We start from the raw sequence: 16910 nt of genomic DNA on the forward strand, positions 1-16910 counted from the left end.
GCCCAGCGCCCTGAAAATCGGTTGGCAGCCTGCTCAGGTGGTCCCGACGCCGTCAGCTGGATCCACCTCGTGGCCTGTAGTGACGGCGTGTGTTTCCAGGACCTTGAGTTCGAATTCGATGCGTTCACCGGCGAGTTCGTGATTGAAGTCGATCGTCACCGAGTCCTCGGAAACGTCGGTTATCCAGCCGACGGCACCGGACTGACTCTGGACAAGTTCGTCGACCTCGGCGATCGTATCGCTACGAGCCTCGATCTCGTCTCGAGGGACCGTTACGATTGCGTTTTCGTCAACGGTTCCGTAGGCCGCTTCGGGTTCGAGGACGAACGTTTTCGTTTCGCCCTCAGCCATGTCCTGAATAGCCTCGTCGATTCCCGGGAGGACGTGGCCCTCCCCAACGCGGAACTCGAGGGGCTTGAAATCGCGGTGATCATGATAGACACCTTCTTCAAGTGCGACGTCGACGTCGGTCGTCTCGAACACCTCTCCCGATTCCGGGCCGTCAACCAGACGACCGGTCAGGTGAACGATTACGATCTGGCTTGGTCCGATCATTGTCACTCCTCGATGGTGCAGGAAACAGCATGGGGCATGTAGGCATTGTTCCCGTACCCCTTCTGATTCCACGGATACTTGTCGTCCGCGATAGAGCGGAGTTGTTCGTCTTTGCCGGATATCGCCGCAGGCTGGGTGTATCTGCGTTCGTCGGTGGCTCGCGAGACGAGCGTGTGGTCGCCCGAAGACGGATTCTCCCAGATGTAGCGGAACTGCCGCCAGCCGGAAGCGCCGTCGACCGGACCGAAGAACTCGGCTTCGCCCCACGAGTCGCCACCGTCCGTGGATACCTCGACTGTCTGGACAGCGTCGTCTCCGGCCCACGCGACGCCGATGACTTCAACCGTTCCAGCAGGCGACTGGGATACTGTCTGTCCATCTCCCGGATATCCGATCAGCGATTTTTCTAACTGATCGTACATGTAGGCGTTTTTGATCGCGTCGGTCTGTTCCATCTGTTCGCGCGTGTCGTAAACCGGAATGTCCTCGTAGTGTTCTGCACCCGAATCCTCTTCGGGCAAGATTCGATAGGAGTACTGCTGCCAGTGCGTGTACGTCCGCTGTCCGTTTTCTGGCGCACCTTCTTCTTCCCACTCGTTACCGATGACCATCGACTCCATGACGTGCATCCGATTGAGCCACTTGACGTTGTTACAACCGAACCAACCGGGCACGAGCAACCGCACCGGGAATCCGTGATCGGGAGACACCGGCGAGCCGTTCATGTTATACGCCAACAGGGTGTCGTCCATGACTTTCTCCATCGGAATCGACCGACAGAACACGTCTTCCCCCTCCGGATGTTCGCCACCCATCACGGTGAGGAAGTACCCATCGCTCGTCTCTGCCCCGTACTCCTCTAAGATATCGGAGACCGGAGTTCCCGTCCAGACGGTGTTTCCGACTGCACCGAAACTCCACTGATTCCCCCCGACTTGCGGGTCGAAGTACGATCGCCCGTTGCCGGCACACTGCATCGTGTGGGTAACCGACTCCGTGCTGTACGAGTGTTTTATTTCCTCCATCGAGAGGTCGATTTCGCTGTCGACGAGGCCGGTCAACGAAACGGTCCACTCGGACTCGTCGATGTCGGGAGTCGGGTAGTGATTTCTGATGTAGTGTTCTTCACGCGGGGTGATGTAATCCGCGTACGTCGCTCTGGCGGCGGCCTCCCCGTTTTCCGGTTCCGGCGAGAGAATTCGGAGCCCCGGATACCGATCCTCGAGCGACGGCTCCGTGTCACCATCGTCGGTGCCGTCTCCGTTACCATTTCCGTTTCCGTCGCCGGTGCCGTTTCCATTGCCGGTGTCGTCGGAATTCGCTCCGCAGCCAGCGAGAACGCCGACTCCGGCCAGCGATCCCGTTGCCATCAGGAATCGGCGTCGTTCGATGAACCGATCGCGCAGTGTCCCTCTGTCAGAACCGTGTCTACCGTCCGGTTGTTGGCCAGACATGATCTCTATTGTGTTTGTTGGACAATATCAAACATCGTCTGGTGTACGCCAACCGTTATTCGGAAACGATCACCGTCCCGACCATACCTTGCCCTTCGTGAGGAGTACAGACGTAGACGTACTCACCTGGGACGGTAAATTCGTGTTCGAAGGTCTCGTCGACGTCCATGATGGCAAAGTGATCGTCGCCATCGTACGACGTGAAGGGGTCTGAACCGTCCGGATTTTTGCACTTCGGTGATGCGTCTGGGTGGCTCGTAACGTTGTGACCCTCACTCCGTGCGATCCACGTGACCGTATCGCCCGTCTCGATTTCTACTTCCTCGGGGTCGAACCGAAGTCGGCCCTCCGGACCGACATCGATTTCCGTACCACCGCTGCCGGGAGACTCATCGGAACCGCCGTTAGTATTGTCTGTGTCATCCTGCTGGTCGTCGTTCTGTCCCCCAAAACAACCGGCGAGGCTTGCTCCGATCGCGACAATGCCGACCGACCGAAGGAACGTACGTCGTTCGTTCATCTTGCACGCCATCGCAAGTATTCGGCTCACAAATAACCTGAATTGGCACAGACCAACTCGACCAGTGTCCTGAAATGATACTAACGCTCATCGTACAACCACTCGGAGTCGCCCCGTCTCTTCGAATCGGCAGCGACTGATCGTCGTATTTATCACATCCGAACGATTGTTCGGGCCGAGTCGAAGATTACGGATATTCAACTCAGGCGTTAAAATATATACACCTATTTACCACCGTGTGCTAATGGTCAACAATATGCGTGAGCTGACTTTTACGCTCGAGTACGAAGACGGGGTCGATCCCCTGATGGACACGTTTATCGAGAATCCGACGCTTTCGTCGGAGTCCATCGCCAGTTGTGTCCGCCGGGATCGGTTGTGGTCTCTCGAGCGGTTCTTTGGGTCCTCGTCAGCACTCGATAGCGTCGAACGCATCCGGTTGGACGACGAAACACCGAGAGAAGAGATGACGAAGTCGAACTGCGGAGCTGTTCGCCAGCACAACATACTCGAGCGATCGCCGACGACGCTCGCGCTCTATTCGGTTGTCAAACGGCTCCATACCTGCGATTCTGTGATGGCGGTTGCGGCCCGTCACCTCGATCTCGGTGGCATATTCCAGTCACATCGACGTGGCAACTGTTTCAAGTGGCGCATGCTCATGCCGACCGACGAGAACGTCGACGTGTTCCACGAACAAGTCGAAACGAACCTCGACGAAGGGATTCAATTCACCCTCGGTCGCCTCTGTGAAGCCGAACAATTGAACTACGATTCGTTAGCAACGGTTTCGATGCCCCAAGAACAGCGGAATACGATCAGGGCCGCCATCCAACACGGATACTACGAAACGCCACGAGAAATCACGGTCAGTGAACTCGCGGAAGTCCTCGACGTTCCGCAGTCGACGGTATCCTATCGTCTCCGCCAGGCCGAAGCACAACTCGCCAAGGGATACCTGCAACGGTCTGACGAGGAGTTCCGTACGCAAGTTAGCCATCACACGTGATCTGATACGTATTCGGGGCCCTTTCGGTTGGGGCCGACTCCGATTTCCCCTCGAGCACCCCGACGGAGACGATAATCTTCTATACGCGGGCCGAACAACCGCGGACCATGTACGACGTCTGTATCGTCGGCGGGGGCGTCTCCGGCCTCGCCGCGTCGATCTTCACCGCTCGTGCGGGCCTTGACACCCTCGTCATCGATGGCGGGGAGTCCATTCTCGCGCGAAACGCAAGCCTCGAGAACTACCCCGGATTCCCCGACGGTGTCGACGCCCGCCAGTATCTGCGTCTCAGCCGCGAACAGGCCGAAAATGCCGGCGCCGCGTTCGAACTCGGTCGGGTGACGAGTATCGAGCCGGTTACCGAGCGCGACCTCGACGATGGCTTCGTCCTCGAGACAAAAGGGGGCGAACCGCTCGAGGCGCGACGCGTCGTCGCGGCCTCGTGGTCCGATAGCGACTACCTCGTCCCGCTCGATGTGGGCCGTATCCAACGCGGGAGCAAACACTTCGTCTCGGTCGACCAGGGCGGGCGAACGGCCGTCGACGGCATCTACGCGGCGGGCCGGCTCGCGGACGAACCCCACCAGGCGATTGTCGCGGCCGGACACGGCGCCAAAGTCGGGCTCGCGGTGATCCACGACTCGGACGCCAATTTCTATCACGACTGGGTCGCACCCGAAGGCTACTTCACGGGCCGCGGCCGCGAAGTTCCGCCGTGTTGCGAGGAAATAGACGACGCTGAACGCCGAGAACGCGACGAGCGGGCACGAAAGCGACTGCTCGAGGCCTTCGACGAACCGCTCGACGAGGAGCCGACGATGCACCCGAGCGTGGAGGGGGACTGAACGGTCGTTCGTATTCGCTGTCTCGCTCCCTGTGAATTAACACGGCGCGCGTCGAAGCTCCGTTCTGGCCCGTTCTACGTATGAAGGGGACGATCCAGCGAAACCGCGATCGCGATACCTTCGAAACGGCGGCGGAACGGAACGCACTCGGCGCTGCGACCCGGTACGCTCGAACCCACGATCTCGCGACGCCGGCCGAGGCCACCTACCTCGAGGCGCTCGCCGGCGCCCGTAGAGATATTTGCCACCGGTTCGTCTGCGGCATCCTCCGCGGCGACCCGGACGGACTCCCGGCCTCGCAACCCATCGTTCTCGAACCGCCGCCGACGGCCATCCCGTCCGAACCCGAACCGCTCTCGGCGCTCGAGTCGGAGCAGTTGCAGTCGATCGTCGACCCAGTCTCCGAAGGGTGTCGCCGGCTCGCACTCGTTCCGTTTCCCGCTTCGAGGAACGTCCTGATCGCGGAGATCGCAGCGAGACACGGATACGATCGATTCCGACTGGTTGGACCGGTGCGTCGGTGGTCGGCGGACGATCCGTCGGCTACCCTCGTCGAAAGAGACGTCCATCCGGTCGATCTCGTTCCCGTTCTCGAGTGCGAAGAGGCGTTCAGCGACGGCGAACAGGCCGAACGGATTCGAGCGGAGGTCGCCGAGAGCGTCGTCAATCTCGCGCTCGCACGGCTCGCTGCGGCCGCCCAGGACCCAGATACAGATGGGGCCGACGAATCGAACGAGTCGCCCCTGGAGTTGGTCGTAAACGGTGTTCCGGCCGCCGATTCAGCCGCCGCCTTCGAGCGGATCGTCACCGACGGCCATCCCTTTCACCCGAGCGGCAAGATCCGGCGCGGAATGGGCCCCGCCGAGGGACTCGCGTACGCATCTGAATTCACCGACCGGATCGACCTCCGCTTCGTCGCGATCGACCGGGCGTACGCCCTCGAGACGAGCTCGATGGACGGTGACCGCATGACCGATCGACTGTACCGAACGTTCGAGGGCCTCGAGAATGCACTCGAGCGGGCGCTTCCCGAGAGCTGCGATCCCGCCGAGTACGCCGTCGTTCCCGTTCACCCGCTACAGTACCATCGCACGATTCCGGCCCGATTCGCTGACCAGCGCGCCGACGGCCGTGTCATCCCCATTCCGGAGTACGCACGGCCGGCGACGCCACAGCTCAACCTTCGGACCGTCGTTCCGTTCGACACCGAAGGCACCGCTGATGGACCGCTACCGCGTTGCAAGCTCGCGATCGGGGTTCAGACGACGAACGTCGTCCGTACGTTGTCGCCACACGCCGTGACGAACGGGCCACAGGTGACCGACGTCGTGAGAGCGATCGAGAGGCGGGAATCACTCGAGACGCTGGGGGTGGTGGCCGAGCCCGCTGCGACGTGTTACGATCGACCAGGCGGTCTCCACCAGGGCGGTGATGCGTTCGACGACGCCCGTCATCTCTCGGGATTACTCCGGACGTCACCGTCCGCCCACCCGCTCGTTACGGACGACACCGTGCCGGTCGTTGCCGCAAGCCTCGTCGCCGACTCGCCGGCTACCGGGCAACCGCTCGTCTGCGATCTGATCGAGCGATACGGGGCAAAAACTGACGCGGCGAGCCCCACAGATGCGGCGCTCGCGTTCGTCGATCGCTACGCGGGTGTCGTCGTCCCCGAACAGCTCCTGTTGCTCTGTCGGTACGGCCTCGCCCTCGAGAGTCACCTCCAGAACAGTCTGGTCGTCTTCGAGAGAGCGACCGGGCGACCCACTGCGACCCTCGTTCGCGATCTCGGTGGCATACGGGTCCATCGCGGCCGACTGGCCGATCACGGTCTCTCGCTCGATCCGTATCCGGATTCCGACCTGGACGCCGACAGCGAGGCGGATTGTTACCGAAAGCTGTACTATGCACTCTTCCAGAACCATCTCGCGGAACTCGTCGCGACGATCGGACACGAACTGGCCGTCGACGAGCGGGCTTGCTGGGCGCGAATTCGCGGTCACTGCGAGCGTGCGTTCGACCGACTCCGAGCCGAGGGAGCTGATCCGATAGACCGGGTCCGACGGGACGAGCGCGCACTGTTCGCGGAGCCGGCGACACACAAAGCGTTGACCGCGATGCGACTGCAGGGCAAGCGTCACGAGTACGTGACGAGCGATGTGTCGAACCCGCTCTCGTCGGACGGACGGCAGCGGATCGATTCGCCGGAGGGGGAATAACGGTCCGTTATTCGTCCGTTCGATCCGAAATTATGGGACGGTGCACCGGTGAAGGGTGAATCAGTGCATCGGTGAAGGGTGAATCAGTGCACCGGTGAAGGGTGAATCAGTGCACCGGTGAAGGGTGAATCAGTGCACCGGTGAAGGGTGAATCAGTGTACCGGTGAAGGGTGAATCAGTGTACCGGTGAAGGGTGAATCAGTGTACCGGTGAAAGGGCGAACAGGCGTTCGACCGCAATCTTATGTTCGTCGCCTGCGTCGCATCCGACGATGGAGGTCGCCATTCTTACCGTCGGCGACGAAGTGCTCGCGGGGGACATCGCGAACACGAACGCACAGTGGCTTGCGAGTCGACTGACCGACCGCGGCGCCACCGTCGGTCGTATTCTCACCGTCCCGGACGATCGGGGGCTCATCGAGACGAGGATCCGAACGTGGACGGACGCCTTCGACGCTGCGATCGTCACCGGCGGGCTGGGTGGGACACACGACGACGTCACCGTCGACGCAATCGCGGACGCATTCGATCGTGACCTTGCGGTCTACGAATCAGTCCGAAGGGACGTCATCGAAACCGTCGCGGAGTACCGTGATGCGAACCCCGAAACGGTCGCGGCTCACGAACTCGACATCGACGTCAACGAGTGGGCAGCGCTGCCCGCCGGCAGTCGGCCGCTCCTGAATCCAGACGGGCTCTGTCCGGGCTGCGTCCTCGAGAACGTCTACGCGTTCCCGGGTGTTCCGGGAGAGATGCGGGCCCTGTTCGACGGAATCGCCGAGGAATTTAGCGGCGACGCCGTCGCCCGAACGGTGTACACGCCACAGCCGGAGGGATCGATGGTCGAGGCGGTCAACGGCGTCCGCGAACGATTCGACGTGACCGTCGGCAGTTATCCGGACAAGAAGGCGCGAAACCGCCTCAAAGTGACCGGAACGGACCCAGCGGTCGTCGATGCGGCCGTCACGTGGCTCTCCGATCGGATCGCAATAGCGCCGGACGAGTGAGCACCCGCTGGCCCGACAACGAGCGACGATCCGGAACCGTTCGACTCCGCGGGTGATCACGAACGAGGAGGACGCCGCAGCAAGCTTGAAGCGTTCTCGGGGGAAACTCCAGACGAATGCTCGAGGGAGTCAACGTCGCGCTCGGGGTAACGGGGTCGATCGCGGCCGTCAAGACGGTCGAACTGGCCCACGAGTTACGTCGGCACGGAGCCACGGTTCGCGGTGTGATGACCGACAGTGCTCGGGGAATTATCCACCCGTGGGCCGTCGAATTCGCCACCGAGAACGACGTCGTCACCGAGATCACCGGCAACGTCGAACACGTCGATCTCTGTGGCTACGACGGGTGGGCCGACGTCTTTCTCGTCGCGCCCGCGACGGCGAACACCGTCGGAAAGATCGCCGGAGCTGTCGACGACACGCCCGTGACGACGTGTGCCACGACCGCGCTCGGCGCCGGAACGCCGGTGGTGATCGCGCCTGCGATGCACGAACCGATGTACGATCATCCGGGTGTCCTCGAGGCGATCGACACCGTCTCCGAGTGGGGCGTCGACTTCGTCGACCCGCGTATCGAGGAGGGCAAAGCCAAGATCGCGAGCGAGGAAGCGATCGTCTGTGACGTGGCCCGGGCGGCCGGCGATCGGCCGCTCGAAGACGAGCACATCGTGATCACCGCCGGTGCGACCAGCGAGTCGATCGATCCGGTCCGCATCCTCACGAATCGCTCGTCGGGCAAGATGGGGCGAGCCGTCGCGAAAGCATGTTACGTCCGCGGTGCTGACGTGACGCTCGTTCAGGACGGTTCCGACGTGCCGTACGCTGCGGTCCGTACAGTCGAGAGCGCAGAAGAGATGCTCGCGGCGACGAAGGACGCCTGCGATGACGCGGATACGCTAGTCTCGGCGGCCGCTATCGGCGATTACACCGTCGAATCGAGCGACGAAAAGATCCGCTCTGGCCGCGATCTGACGCTCGAACTCGAGTCGACGCCAAAGCTCATCGACCGGATCCGCGACGAGTATCCCGATCTGCCGATCGTCGGTTTCAAGACCGAAACTTCCGGCGACGAGGCGGCGATGATCGAGAAAGCCAGGACGACCCTCGAACGGACCGACCTCGTTTTCGTCGTCGCCAACGACGCGAGCGTGATGGGTGCGGAGTCGACGACTGCGTTGCTCGTCCACGCAAACGACGCGGCCCGATACGAAGGGACGAAGGCGGGACTCGGTGGCGAAATCGCCGACTCAATTGCGGCAGTAGTGGCCGCGGATTAGTCGCCCGATTGAGCGCCGGTGGCCGATCGGGCGAGGACATCGGGCCAAAACGGCGTCCCGATAGGGCCGTCAGGAGAATTATATAGGTTCGGTTCATTCGATCGAACGAATGGGTCTACGAACAGAAACGAACGCGCGTGAGTTATTGGGACCGTCCAGCAACTTGAGGTGACCGGCGTGGCGCAACGACACCGACCCGATGATGATCGCGCCGTCGACAGTCCCGATGCAGACGACGCCGATGACGACTCGGACACCGACGATTCCCTTTCGAAGGGAGAAGTATTCGAAGTGCTGCGAAACCAGCGGCGTCGGTACGTTCTTCAGTTTCTCAAACAGGACGCCCGGCCGGTCGAACTTGGCGATCTGGCCCAACAGATAGCCGCCTGGGAGTACGAGACGACCCTCGAGGACGTCACTCCGGAGCAACGAAAGCGAGTCTATACGACGCTTCAGCAGACGCATCTTCCGAAAATGGATTCGGTTGGCATCCTCAGCTTCGACTCGGATCGGGGCGTCATCGAGTCGACCGAGCGGACGCGAGACATCAGCGTCTATCTCGAGATTGTCCCCGGTCGGGAGTTCGCGTGGCGGGAGCTCTACCTCTCGCTCGGTGCGATCAGCTGCGCGCTGGTCGCCGCGCTGTGGCTGAATATCTATCCGTTGACGTATCTTTCGAATCTCAGTTGGGCGGCAATCATGGCGGCGACGTTTACGCTCACCGCCGTCATCCATATCTACTACGAGCGAAACATGCGTCTCGGCCACGGTAATCAGCCACCAGAACTCAACTACAGCATCGAGGAGTGACGCTCTGGTCCGACGCGTAGGACACAGATGCAAGAACGTGTGGTCAGTCGTGACCAGCGAGTGGGTATTACCGTTGCCACTCACCAAACGAAAGAACTAGCGCGTATCGTCAACTTTTACTCCGCTTCCGTCCGACCGACGACATGGATCAGCTGAAACAGTCGCTCTTGGAGGCGCCAATCATCGAAAAAAACGGGTATCACTACTTCGTTCATCCGATTAGCGACGGCGTGCCCAAGCTCGATCCGACGCTGCTGCGCGAAATCGTCATCCGCATCATTCGAAAAGCCGAACTCGAAAACGTCGATCGGATCGTCACTCCCGCAGCCATGGGCATACATATCTCCACGGCCGTTTCGCTGATGACGGACATTCCGCTGACGGTCATCCGAAAACGCCAGTACGGCCTCGAAGGTGAGGTCGCTATCTCGCAGCAGACGGGCTACTCGGAGAACGAAATGTACATCAACGACGTTCGTGCAGGAGAGCGCGTGCTCGTGCTCGACGACGTCCTCTCGACCGGCGGCACGCTCGCATCGGTGCTTGCGGCGCTCGACGAAATCGGTGCGGAAGTCGTCGATACGGTCGCGGTCATCAAGAAAGTCGGCGGGGAAAACAAGGTCGACGATGCCGACTACGACGTCAAGACGTTGATCAATGTCGACGTCGTCGACGGAGAGGTAGTCATCATCGACGAAGATGGTGACCAATAACCGAACCGAGCGACGCCACTACAACCGTCCCGGCGTTCGCCACCATCACCGAATGTCAGATTCAGCAATAAAAGAGGATTGATATATTTGAGAATTGAATACAATTGATGCCAACATTCGCCATCCCGAACCGGTCTTTGTTCCGCATCACAAGGAATATGGTGTCAGGATCTGAACCCATCAACAATGGCAGGGAATAGTGTCGGGAGGGATGAACGAAGTCGGGTGGGGCGTCGTTCGTTCCTGACGCGAGCGGGGGCTGCTGGCATCGCTGGGCTTGCAGGGTGTATCAGCTTTAATGACGTTACGGCTGACGGTCCAGCAGAAGAATTGATCCAGAAAGGGTTCGAAGCTACGGACGTCGATCCGCCGTTCGAGACGACAATCGCCATCACACAGGACGAAGAGCGAAAGAGATTCGCCCAACTTCTTCGGAACGTCCTCAACGACACCGGCTTTTTCGACGTTTCGATCGAACAGCGGGATTTCAGCTCTCAGGTCGATCTGATGCTCGGGGCGGCCGAGTCGAACACGAACGCCATGTTCGTCGCGAGTTGGACAGGCGGCTGGGATCCAAGCGACTACGTCGGGATGTTATTTCACTCAGACAGCCGGACGCCGAACGGTTTCAACGTCGGCCACTACAAAAACGAGACGGTCGACGAATACATCGATTCGGGCCTCACAGAGACTGACCTGGACGAGCGGGTCGACATCTATCGAAATCTGCAGGAAAAACTCGTCGCCGATTCTCCAGCGTCGTTCCTCCGCTTTCGCGAGACGACTCACGTCTGGGACGACGGCGTCGTTGCCGACTGGCAGACGTATCCACTCCGAACGGGGGCGTATTACGCGGTGTACGCCCCCTGGGCCGGGGTCTATGCCGATCTCGAGGAAGGAACCGAGTTCGTCGGCGACCTCGGTAGCGACGTCGCCAACTACGATCCCGTCTCGATAAACGGGACCGTCTCCAGCAAAGCGACGGCGCTCATCTACGAGGAACTCGTCGGTGTCGACTTCGACGGTGAGGTCCAACCGATGCTCGCGACCGACTGGGAACAACGCGACCCGAAGACATACCGATTTACGCTTCGCGAGGGCGTCACGTTCCACAACGGCGAAGAACTCACCGCAAAACACGTCACGGGATCGCTCGAACGCTATAAAGGGACGGTCCGAGAAGCAGACGTCTACGACTGGTACGAGACCAGCGAGATCATCGACGACCACACGATCGAGATCGTCTGCTCGCAAGAGTACGGTCCGTTCGAAACGGCGCTATTCAACGTCCCGATCGTGCCGATGGCGGCAATCGACGGAACTCACGATCTCGCGTCGGAACCGATCGGGACTGGACCCTACCGGTTCGTAGAGCACGATAGCGGCAATCACTGGCGGATGCAACGGTTCGACGATCACTGGTTCGACGGAAGTAAATCGGTCCCGGCGACGGCGCCGATCGAATCCGTAACGCTCGAGATCATCACCGAAAAGTCCTCCAGGCAGGGAGCGCTCGAACGAGGCGATATCGACTTCAGTTACGGGATTCCTTCGGCGAGCCTTACCGATTTCGAAGGGAACGATGCGTACGGCGTTGGCCGGCACGTAAGCGGCGGATTCGACATGGTTCTGTATCCCGCCTATCTGGCACCGTTTTCGGATCGGGCGGTCCGCCGGGGCTGTAACATGTTGATCCCACGCGAGGAAACCCTCGAAACCGTCTACCACGGGGTCGGCCAACTGGGCTATACGCCAATTTCGCCCCTGCTCGAGAACTACGCCGACGAATCGTTTCAGAACGCAATCGCAAACGAGTACGTCCATCCGAACTAACCACGACCCTTACGATTTCACCAATGTCGATCGGACGATACGTCTGCAAACGGGTGTTGATTACTGTACCGGTCCTGATCGGCGTCACCGCGTTGACCTTCTCGTTCGTCCATCTATTACCGGGAGATGCAGTGGATGCGATTATCGGCTTTCGAGACGTCAGCCCGGCAACAGAGGCGTCGATCCGAGCCGAATACCACCTCGATGAACCGGTGTGGAAACAGTACCTGCTGTGGCTCGGCGACGTCCTCACCCTCGATTTCGGCCACTCACCGATCACCGGTCGCGACGTAACGGCATCGATCGGGCACCGACTCCCCGCGACGGTCGCGCTCGGCGGAGCCGCGTGGTTGCTCGCCCTCGTAATCGGGATTCCAGCCGGAATCGTCGCCGCGGTGAAGCGGGGCGAACCGGCCGACGAACTCAGCCGAGTCGCCGCACTCGCCGGAATCGCCACGCCGAACTTCTGGCTCGGCCTCATTCTCTTGCTCGTGTTCAGCATTCGGCTGGGTTGGTTTCGAGTTATCCCACCGGACGCACCGCTCGCGAGCCTCGCGATGGCGAAGTTCATGCTGTTGCCGACGATCACGCTCGGGACGGCCTCGGCTGCGCTCGTCACGCGACTGCTCCGATCGTCGATGTTGAGTGAACTCGACGCGGCATACGTCCGGACCGCCCGCGCGAAAGGACTTCGTGAGCGGACGGTAATCCTGAAACACGTGCTTCGAAACTCTTTGCTTCCGGTCGTGACCGTGGCCGGCCTCCAGCTCGCCTTCCTCGTCGACGGCGCCGTCGTCGTCGAACAGATCTTCTCCTGGCCGGGCATGGGACGGCTCCTGGTTCGCTCCATCCTCGAACGTAATTATCCCGTCATCCAGGCGACTGTTCTGGTTATCGGCCTCGCGATCGTCCTCGCGAATCTGCTCGTCGATATCATCTACGCTGTACTGGATCCCCGCATTCGATACTAACCGATGAGCGACCGTCACCCCACCACCGAACGCGGCCGTATTCGAATCGTCGGCTTCGACGACGCCGTCTCGAACCAGCACCGGCAGGACGACGAGACGCACGCCGACGGGGTGACGGCGACGGCACCGAATACAGATCAAACGGCGGCCACACCGACGGAGAAACGGCAAACCGGATGGGCCGAGCGAACGAGACGTCACCGCCTCGAAGATGCGTGGCGACGGTTTCGCCGAAACCGCTCGGCTCTGTTCGGCGCGGTCGTTATCGTCACGATGGCGGTACTGGCACTCTTCGCGCGGCCGATCGAGGTGTCAACTGCGGAGGTGACGGTCACGTTACAGCCGATTTCGCTAGCTCCGTACGATCCATCCGAAACGTTAGTCGGGCCACAGAACGCTCCGCCTTCCCCGGCGCATCCGTTCGGGACCGACTGGGCAGGCCGCGACCAGCTCTCGCGCATCCTCGTCGGCGGGCGATACACGCTGAGCATCGGCCTCGTCGCCGTCGTGCTCGCACTCGCCGTCGGCGTTCCGCTCGGAGCTATCGCGGGCTATTTTGGCGGCTGGATCGACGAGAGTATTATGCGGCTCGTCGACGTGCTGTACGCGTTCCCGTTTCTGGTGCTGGCGATCGCAATCGTCCCGATCCTCGAGCCAGTGCCGATCCTCGGAAGCGGGTTCTCTACGGTCGTGCTGGCGCTCGTCGTCACCGGCTGGATCGGCTATGCGAGGCTGTTGCGGGGTGAAGTGCTTTCGATCCGAGAACGCGAGTACGTAACCGCAGCCAGAGCGCTCGGCGTTCCCGATCGGACCATTATTCGCAGACACGTCGTCCCGAACGCGATCGCACCCGTCATCGTCCAGGCGACGCTCAACATCGGAACGGTCGTCCTCACTGCGGCGGCGCTTGGCTTTCTCGGTCTCGGTCTCGAGCCCGGGAGCGCGGAGTGGGGCGCGATGCTCTCGCAGGGCCGAAGTTCGCTCATCAGGGGTGACTGGCACGTAACGATGTTCCCCGGAGCCGCGATTTTCCTGTTCGTACTCGCGATCAACCTCGTCGGAGACGGCATCAACGACGCGCTCGATCCGCACAGAGACGTGGCGGACGAACGGAGGCGGTTCCGCTGATGGCCCTGCTCGAAGTCGAGGACCTCGTCGTCCAGTTCTACACCGAAGACGGCGTGGTTCGAGCGGTCGACGGCATCAGTTACGAGATCGACGCGGGTGAAACGGTCGGACTGGTCGGCGAGAGCGGGGCCGGCAAGAGCGTCGCCAGCCTGTCGCTGCTTCGGCTGATCGAGAGCCCGGGCGAAATCGTCGGCGGCCAAATCCGCTTTCGCGGTCGGAATCTCCTCGACCTCCCGGACGACGAGCTCCGGGCGCTTCGCGGGGACGAGATCGCGATGGTGTTTCAGGACGCCGGGGCGGCGCTCAATCCAGTCTACACCGTCGGCGAGCAGATCGCTGAAGCGATACGCGCCCACGAAGCCGTCTCCGACGCCGAGGCCCGCGACCGGGCCACCGCGCTTCTCGACCGGGTCGGCATCCCCGATCCGACCGCGCGGTACTCGGACTACCCCCACGAGTTCTCCGGGGGGATGCAACAGCGGGCCGTCATCGCGATGGCACTGTCCTGCGATCCGTCGGTGCTCATCTGTGACGAGCCGACGACCGGGCTCGACGTCACGGTTCAGGCGGGAATCCTCGAGTTGCTCTCGGACCTCTCGCGGGAGTCCGAAACGTCGATCCAGCTGGTCACGCACGACCTCGGAGTCGTCGCGGAGCTTTGCGATCGGGTGCTGGTGCAATACGCCGGGCAGATCGTCGAGCGCGCGCCGATCGAGGAGCTGTACTACGACCCGAAACACCCGTACACCGTCGGCCTGCTCGCCTCGATCCCCCAGCTGGGCGACGAGCGAGACCGTCTCACGACTGTTCCCGGTTCGGCCCCCGATCTCGTCGATCCGCCGACCGGCTGTCGATTTCATCCGCGCTGTCCGTACGCCGAGAACGTCTGTGCTCGACGCGAGCCACCGCTCGTGGAGGCCGATCGCGGGACGCCGACCGACGGCGAGACAGACGGCCACGTCGCCGCCTGCCTCGAGTACACCGGCGACCTTGACGGAGGGCTGGACTACGAGGTGCACGTCAGGGACGAAGCCGGCGAAAAAGACGTTCGAGGAGGAGACGAAACGGAGAACGAACGAAACGAGGATGAGCGAGGAAGAGACGAAACGGAGAACGAACGAAACGAGGGTGAGCGAGGAAGAGACGAAACGGAGCGAGAGAACGACTCCCGACGGGAACACGGACAGCACGGTGAGTCACGATGACGAAAGCGGACGACCAGCTATCGTCGACCGCCGACCGACGTCAGCCGACCGACGACCAGCCGCTCATCCGGGCCGAGGGCCTCGAGAAGTCCTATACTACCGCTGACGGGTTCCTCGACCGACTCCTCGGGCGAACCGAGACGGTCAAAGCAGTCGACGGTATCGACCTCGAGATTCGACCGGGCGAAACGGTCGGGCTGGTCGGCGAGAGCGGCTGCGGTAAGACCACCCTCGGCCGGGCGCTCGTTCGTCTGCTCGAGCCGACCGCAGGGTCGATCACCTATCGCGGCGAGGAGATTGCCGACTGTTCCGGAACCGACCTCCGAGAGCTGCGAACCGAGATTCAGTACGTCTTTCAGGACCCCGTTGCCAGTTTGAACCCGCAGCTGACCGTCGGCGACAGCATCGGCGAAGCCCTTGCAGTTCACGACATCGGTCCTGCAAATCGACGCGACGAACGCATCAGGGACCTGCTCGAAACGGTCGGTTTGCAGGCCGAACACGCGTCGCGTTACCCGCGGGAGCTTTCCGGCGGCCAGCGCCAGCGGATCGGAATCGCTCGCGCACTCGCCGTCGAGCCCGAGTTCATCGTCTGCGACGAACCCGTCTCCGCGCTCGACGTATCGGTTCAGGCCGGAATCCTCAACCTGCTGTCCGACTTGCAGAACGAATACGGACTCTCCTTTCTCTTTATCACCCACGACCTTTCGGTCGTCGAACACGTCGCCGATCGGGTCGCGGTGATGTATCTCGGCACTCTCGTCGAGACCGGGACGACTGCCGAAGTATTCAACGCACCCTCCCATCCGTATACAGAAGCGCTGCTGTCGGCAATCCCCGAACCCGACCCCTGTTGGGACGGCGACCGGATCGTCCTCGAGGGTTCCGTTCCCTCCCCGACGGACCCGCCGTCGGGCTGCCGGTTTCACACGCGCTGTCCGAAGATTATTCCGCCGGCTGAATACGACCTCGGCGCGGACGTATTTCGAGCAGTCATGACGTTGCGAATCCGACTCGCCGAAGCGGAGGGGCAGACCGGCACCGGACTCGAGGCGCTGCTCTCGCGGACCAGAGACGATCCAGAGACCGTACCGACTGCCCTTCGGAAGGCCTGCGGAATTCCCGACCGACTCTCCGACCCGGACGCCGATGCCGTCCTCGAGGACGCGCTTGAGGCCGCCGCAACCGGTAACCTTGTCGCCGCCCGGCGTCGGCTCGCCTCGGCGTTCGAGACGCCTTGTGAGACGACCGAACCGCCCCTCGAACCGGGATCGGCCGACCACCCGATAGCCTGCCACCGGTTCGACGCTCGATTCGAAGCCGACGCCGAGCCGACCGGTAGATCGTACACCAACTAACGGACCACGA

15 protein-coding genes are annotated in these 16910 nt (G+C 61.7%); 12 read left to right on the forward strand and 3 right to left on the reverse strand.

From position 1 onward, the window contains the following. Positions 1-33: 33 nt before the first annotated feature. The 3 genes from HYG82_RS39595 to HYG82_RS39605 are packed head-to-tail and all read right to left on the reverse strand — an operon-like array spanning position 34 to position 2529. On the reverse strand, positions 34-555 hold the full coding sequence (locus tag HYG82_RS39595) for an FKBP-type peptidyl-prolyl cis-trans isomerase (RefSeq protein WP_179263461.1): 522 nt from the start codon (positions 553-555) through the stop codon (positions 34-36). Between the two features lie 2 nt (positions 556-557). Continuing rightward, positions 558-2009 (reverse strand): sulfite oxidase, encoded by a 1452-nt coding sequence (locus HYG82_RS39600; protein ID WP_179263463.1) that lies wholly within the window; start codon positions 2007-2009, stop codon positions 558-560. Between the two features lie 55 nt (positions 2010-2064). After that, positions 2065-2529 (reverse strand): plastocyanin/azurin family copper-binding protein, encoded by a 465-nt coding sequence (locus HYG82_RS39605; protein ID WP_235217755.1) that lies wholly within the window; start codon positions 2527-2529, stop codon positions 2065-2067. A 256-nt stretch (positions 2530-2785) separates the two neighbouring features. Here HYG82_RS39605 and HYG82_RS39610 point away from each other — a divergent pair, with 256 nt between their 5' ends. From HYG82_RS39610 to HYG82_RS39665, 12 genes are all read left to right on the forward strand, one after another. Continuing rightward, on the forward strand, positions 2786-3538 hold the full coding sequence (locus HYG82_RS39610) for a helix-turn-helix domain-containing protein (protein WP_179263465.1): 753 nt from the start codon (positions 2786-2788) through the stop codon (positions 3536-3538). A 107-nt stretch (positions 3539-3645) separates the two neighbouring features. Further along, positions 3646-4383, forward strand: a complete 738-nt coding sequence (locus tag HYG82_RS39615; RefSeq protein WP_179263467.1) for an NAD(P)/FAD-dependent oxidoreductase — start codon at positions 3646-3648, stop codon at positions 4381-4383. 80 nt (positions 4384-4463) lie between these two features. Further along, a complete protein-coding gene (locus tag HYG82_RS39620; protein WP_179263469.1) occupies positions 4464-6599 on the forward strand; it encodes an IucA/IucC family protein in 2136 nt (711 codons plus the stop codon). A 271-nt stretch (positions 6600-6870) separates the two neighbouring features. After that, positions 6871-7605 (forward strand): competence/damage-inducible protein A, encoded by a 735-nt coding sequence (locus HYG82_RS39625; RefSeq protein WP_179263471.1) that lies wholly within the window; start codon positions 6871-6873, stop codon positions 7603-7605. Between the two features lie 116 nt (positions 7606-7721). Continuing rightward, positions 7722-8882 (forward strand): bifunctional phosphopantothenoylcysteine decarboxylase/phosphopantothenate--cysteine ligase CoaBC, encoded by a 1161-nt coding sequence (coaBC, locus tag HYG82_RS39630; protein WP_179263473.1) that lies wholly within the window; start codon positions 7722-7724, stop codon positions 8880-8882. Positions 8883-9050: 168 nt separating this feature from the next. Continuing rightward, positions 9051-9692 (forward strand): DUF7344 domain-containing protein, encoded by a 642-nt coding sequence (locus HYG82_RS39635; protein ID WP_425495370.1) that lies wholly within the window; start codon positions 9051-9053, stop codon positions 9690-9692. A gap of 143 nt (positions 9693-9835) precedes the next feature. Next, positions 9836-10405 (forward strand): hypoxanthine/guanine phosphoribosyltransferase, encoded by a 570-nt coding sequence (hpt, locus tag HYG82_RS39640; RefSeq protein WP_179263477.1) that lies wholly within the window; start codon positions 9836-9838, stop codon positions 10403-10405. Between the two features lie 186 nt (positions 10406-10591). Beyond that, positions 10592-12238 (forward strand): ABC transporter substrate-binding protein, encoded by a 1647-nt coding sequence (locus HYG82_RS39645; protein ID WP_179263479.1) that lies wholly within the window; start codon positions 10592-10594, stop codon positions 12236-12238. Positions 12239-12261: 23 nt separating this feature from the next. After that, on the forward strand, positions 12262-13209 hold the full coding sequence (locus HYG82_RS39650) for an ABC transporter permease (protein ID WP_179263481.1): 948 nt from the start codon (positions 12262-12264) through the stop codon (positions 13207-13209). Positions 13210-13212: 3 nt separating this feature from the next. Continuing rightward, positions 13213-14337 carry an ABC transporter permease gene (locus tag HYG82_RS39655; RefSeq protein WP_179263483.1) on the forward strand — a complete coding sequence of 375 codons (1125 nt, stop codon included), beginning with the start codon at positions 13213-13215 and terminating at the stop codon, positions 14335-14337. After that, positions 14337-15542 carry an ABC transporter ATP-binding protein gene (locus tag HYG82_RS39660; protein ID WP_179263485.1) on the forward strand — a complete coding sequence of 402 codons (1206 nt, stop codon included), beginning with the start codon at positions 14337-14339 and terminating at the stop codon, positions 15540-15542. The genes HYG82_RS39655 and HYG82_RS39660 overlap by 1 nt, the downstream gene beginning before the upstream one ends. Then, the gene (locus tag HYG82_RS39665) at positions 15539-16900 is read left to right on the forward strand and encodes an ABC transporter ATP-binding protein (RefSeq protein WP_179263487.1); all 1362 of its coding nucleotides are present in this window, start codon (positions 15539-15541) and stop codon (positions 16898-16900) included. Before HYG82_RS39660 ends, HYG82_RS39665 begins: the two co-directional genes overlap by 4 nt. Positions 16901-16910 lie beyond the last annotated feature (10 nt).

Source organism: Natrinema halophilum, from assembly GCF_013402815.2.
In the GTDB taxonomy this organism is placed as follows: Archaea; Halobacteriota; Halobacteria; order Halobacteriales; family Natrialbaceae; genus Natrinema; species Natrinema halophilum.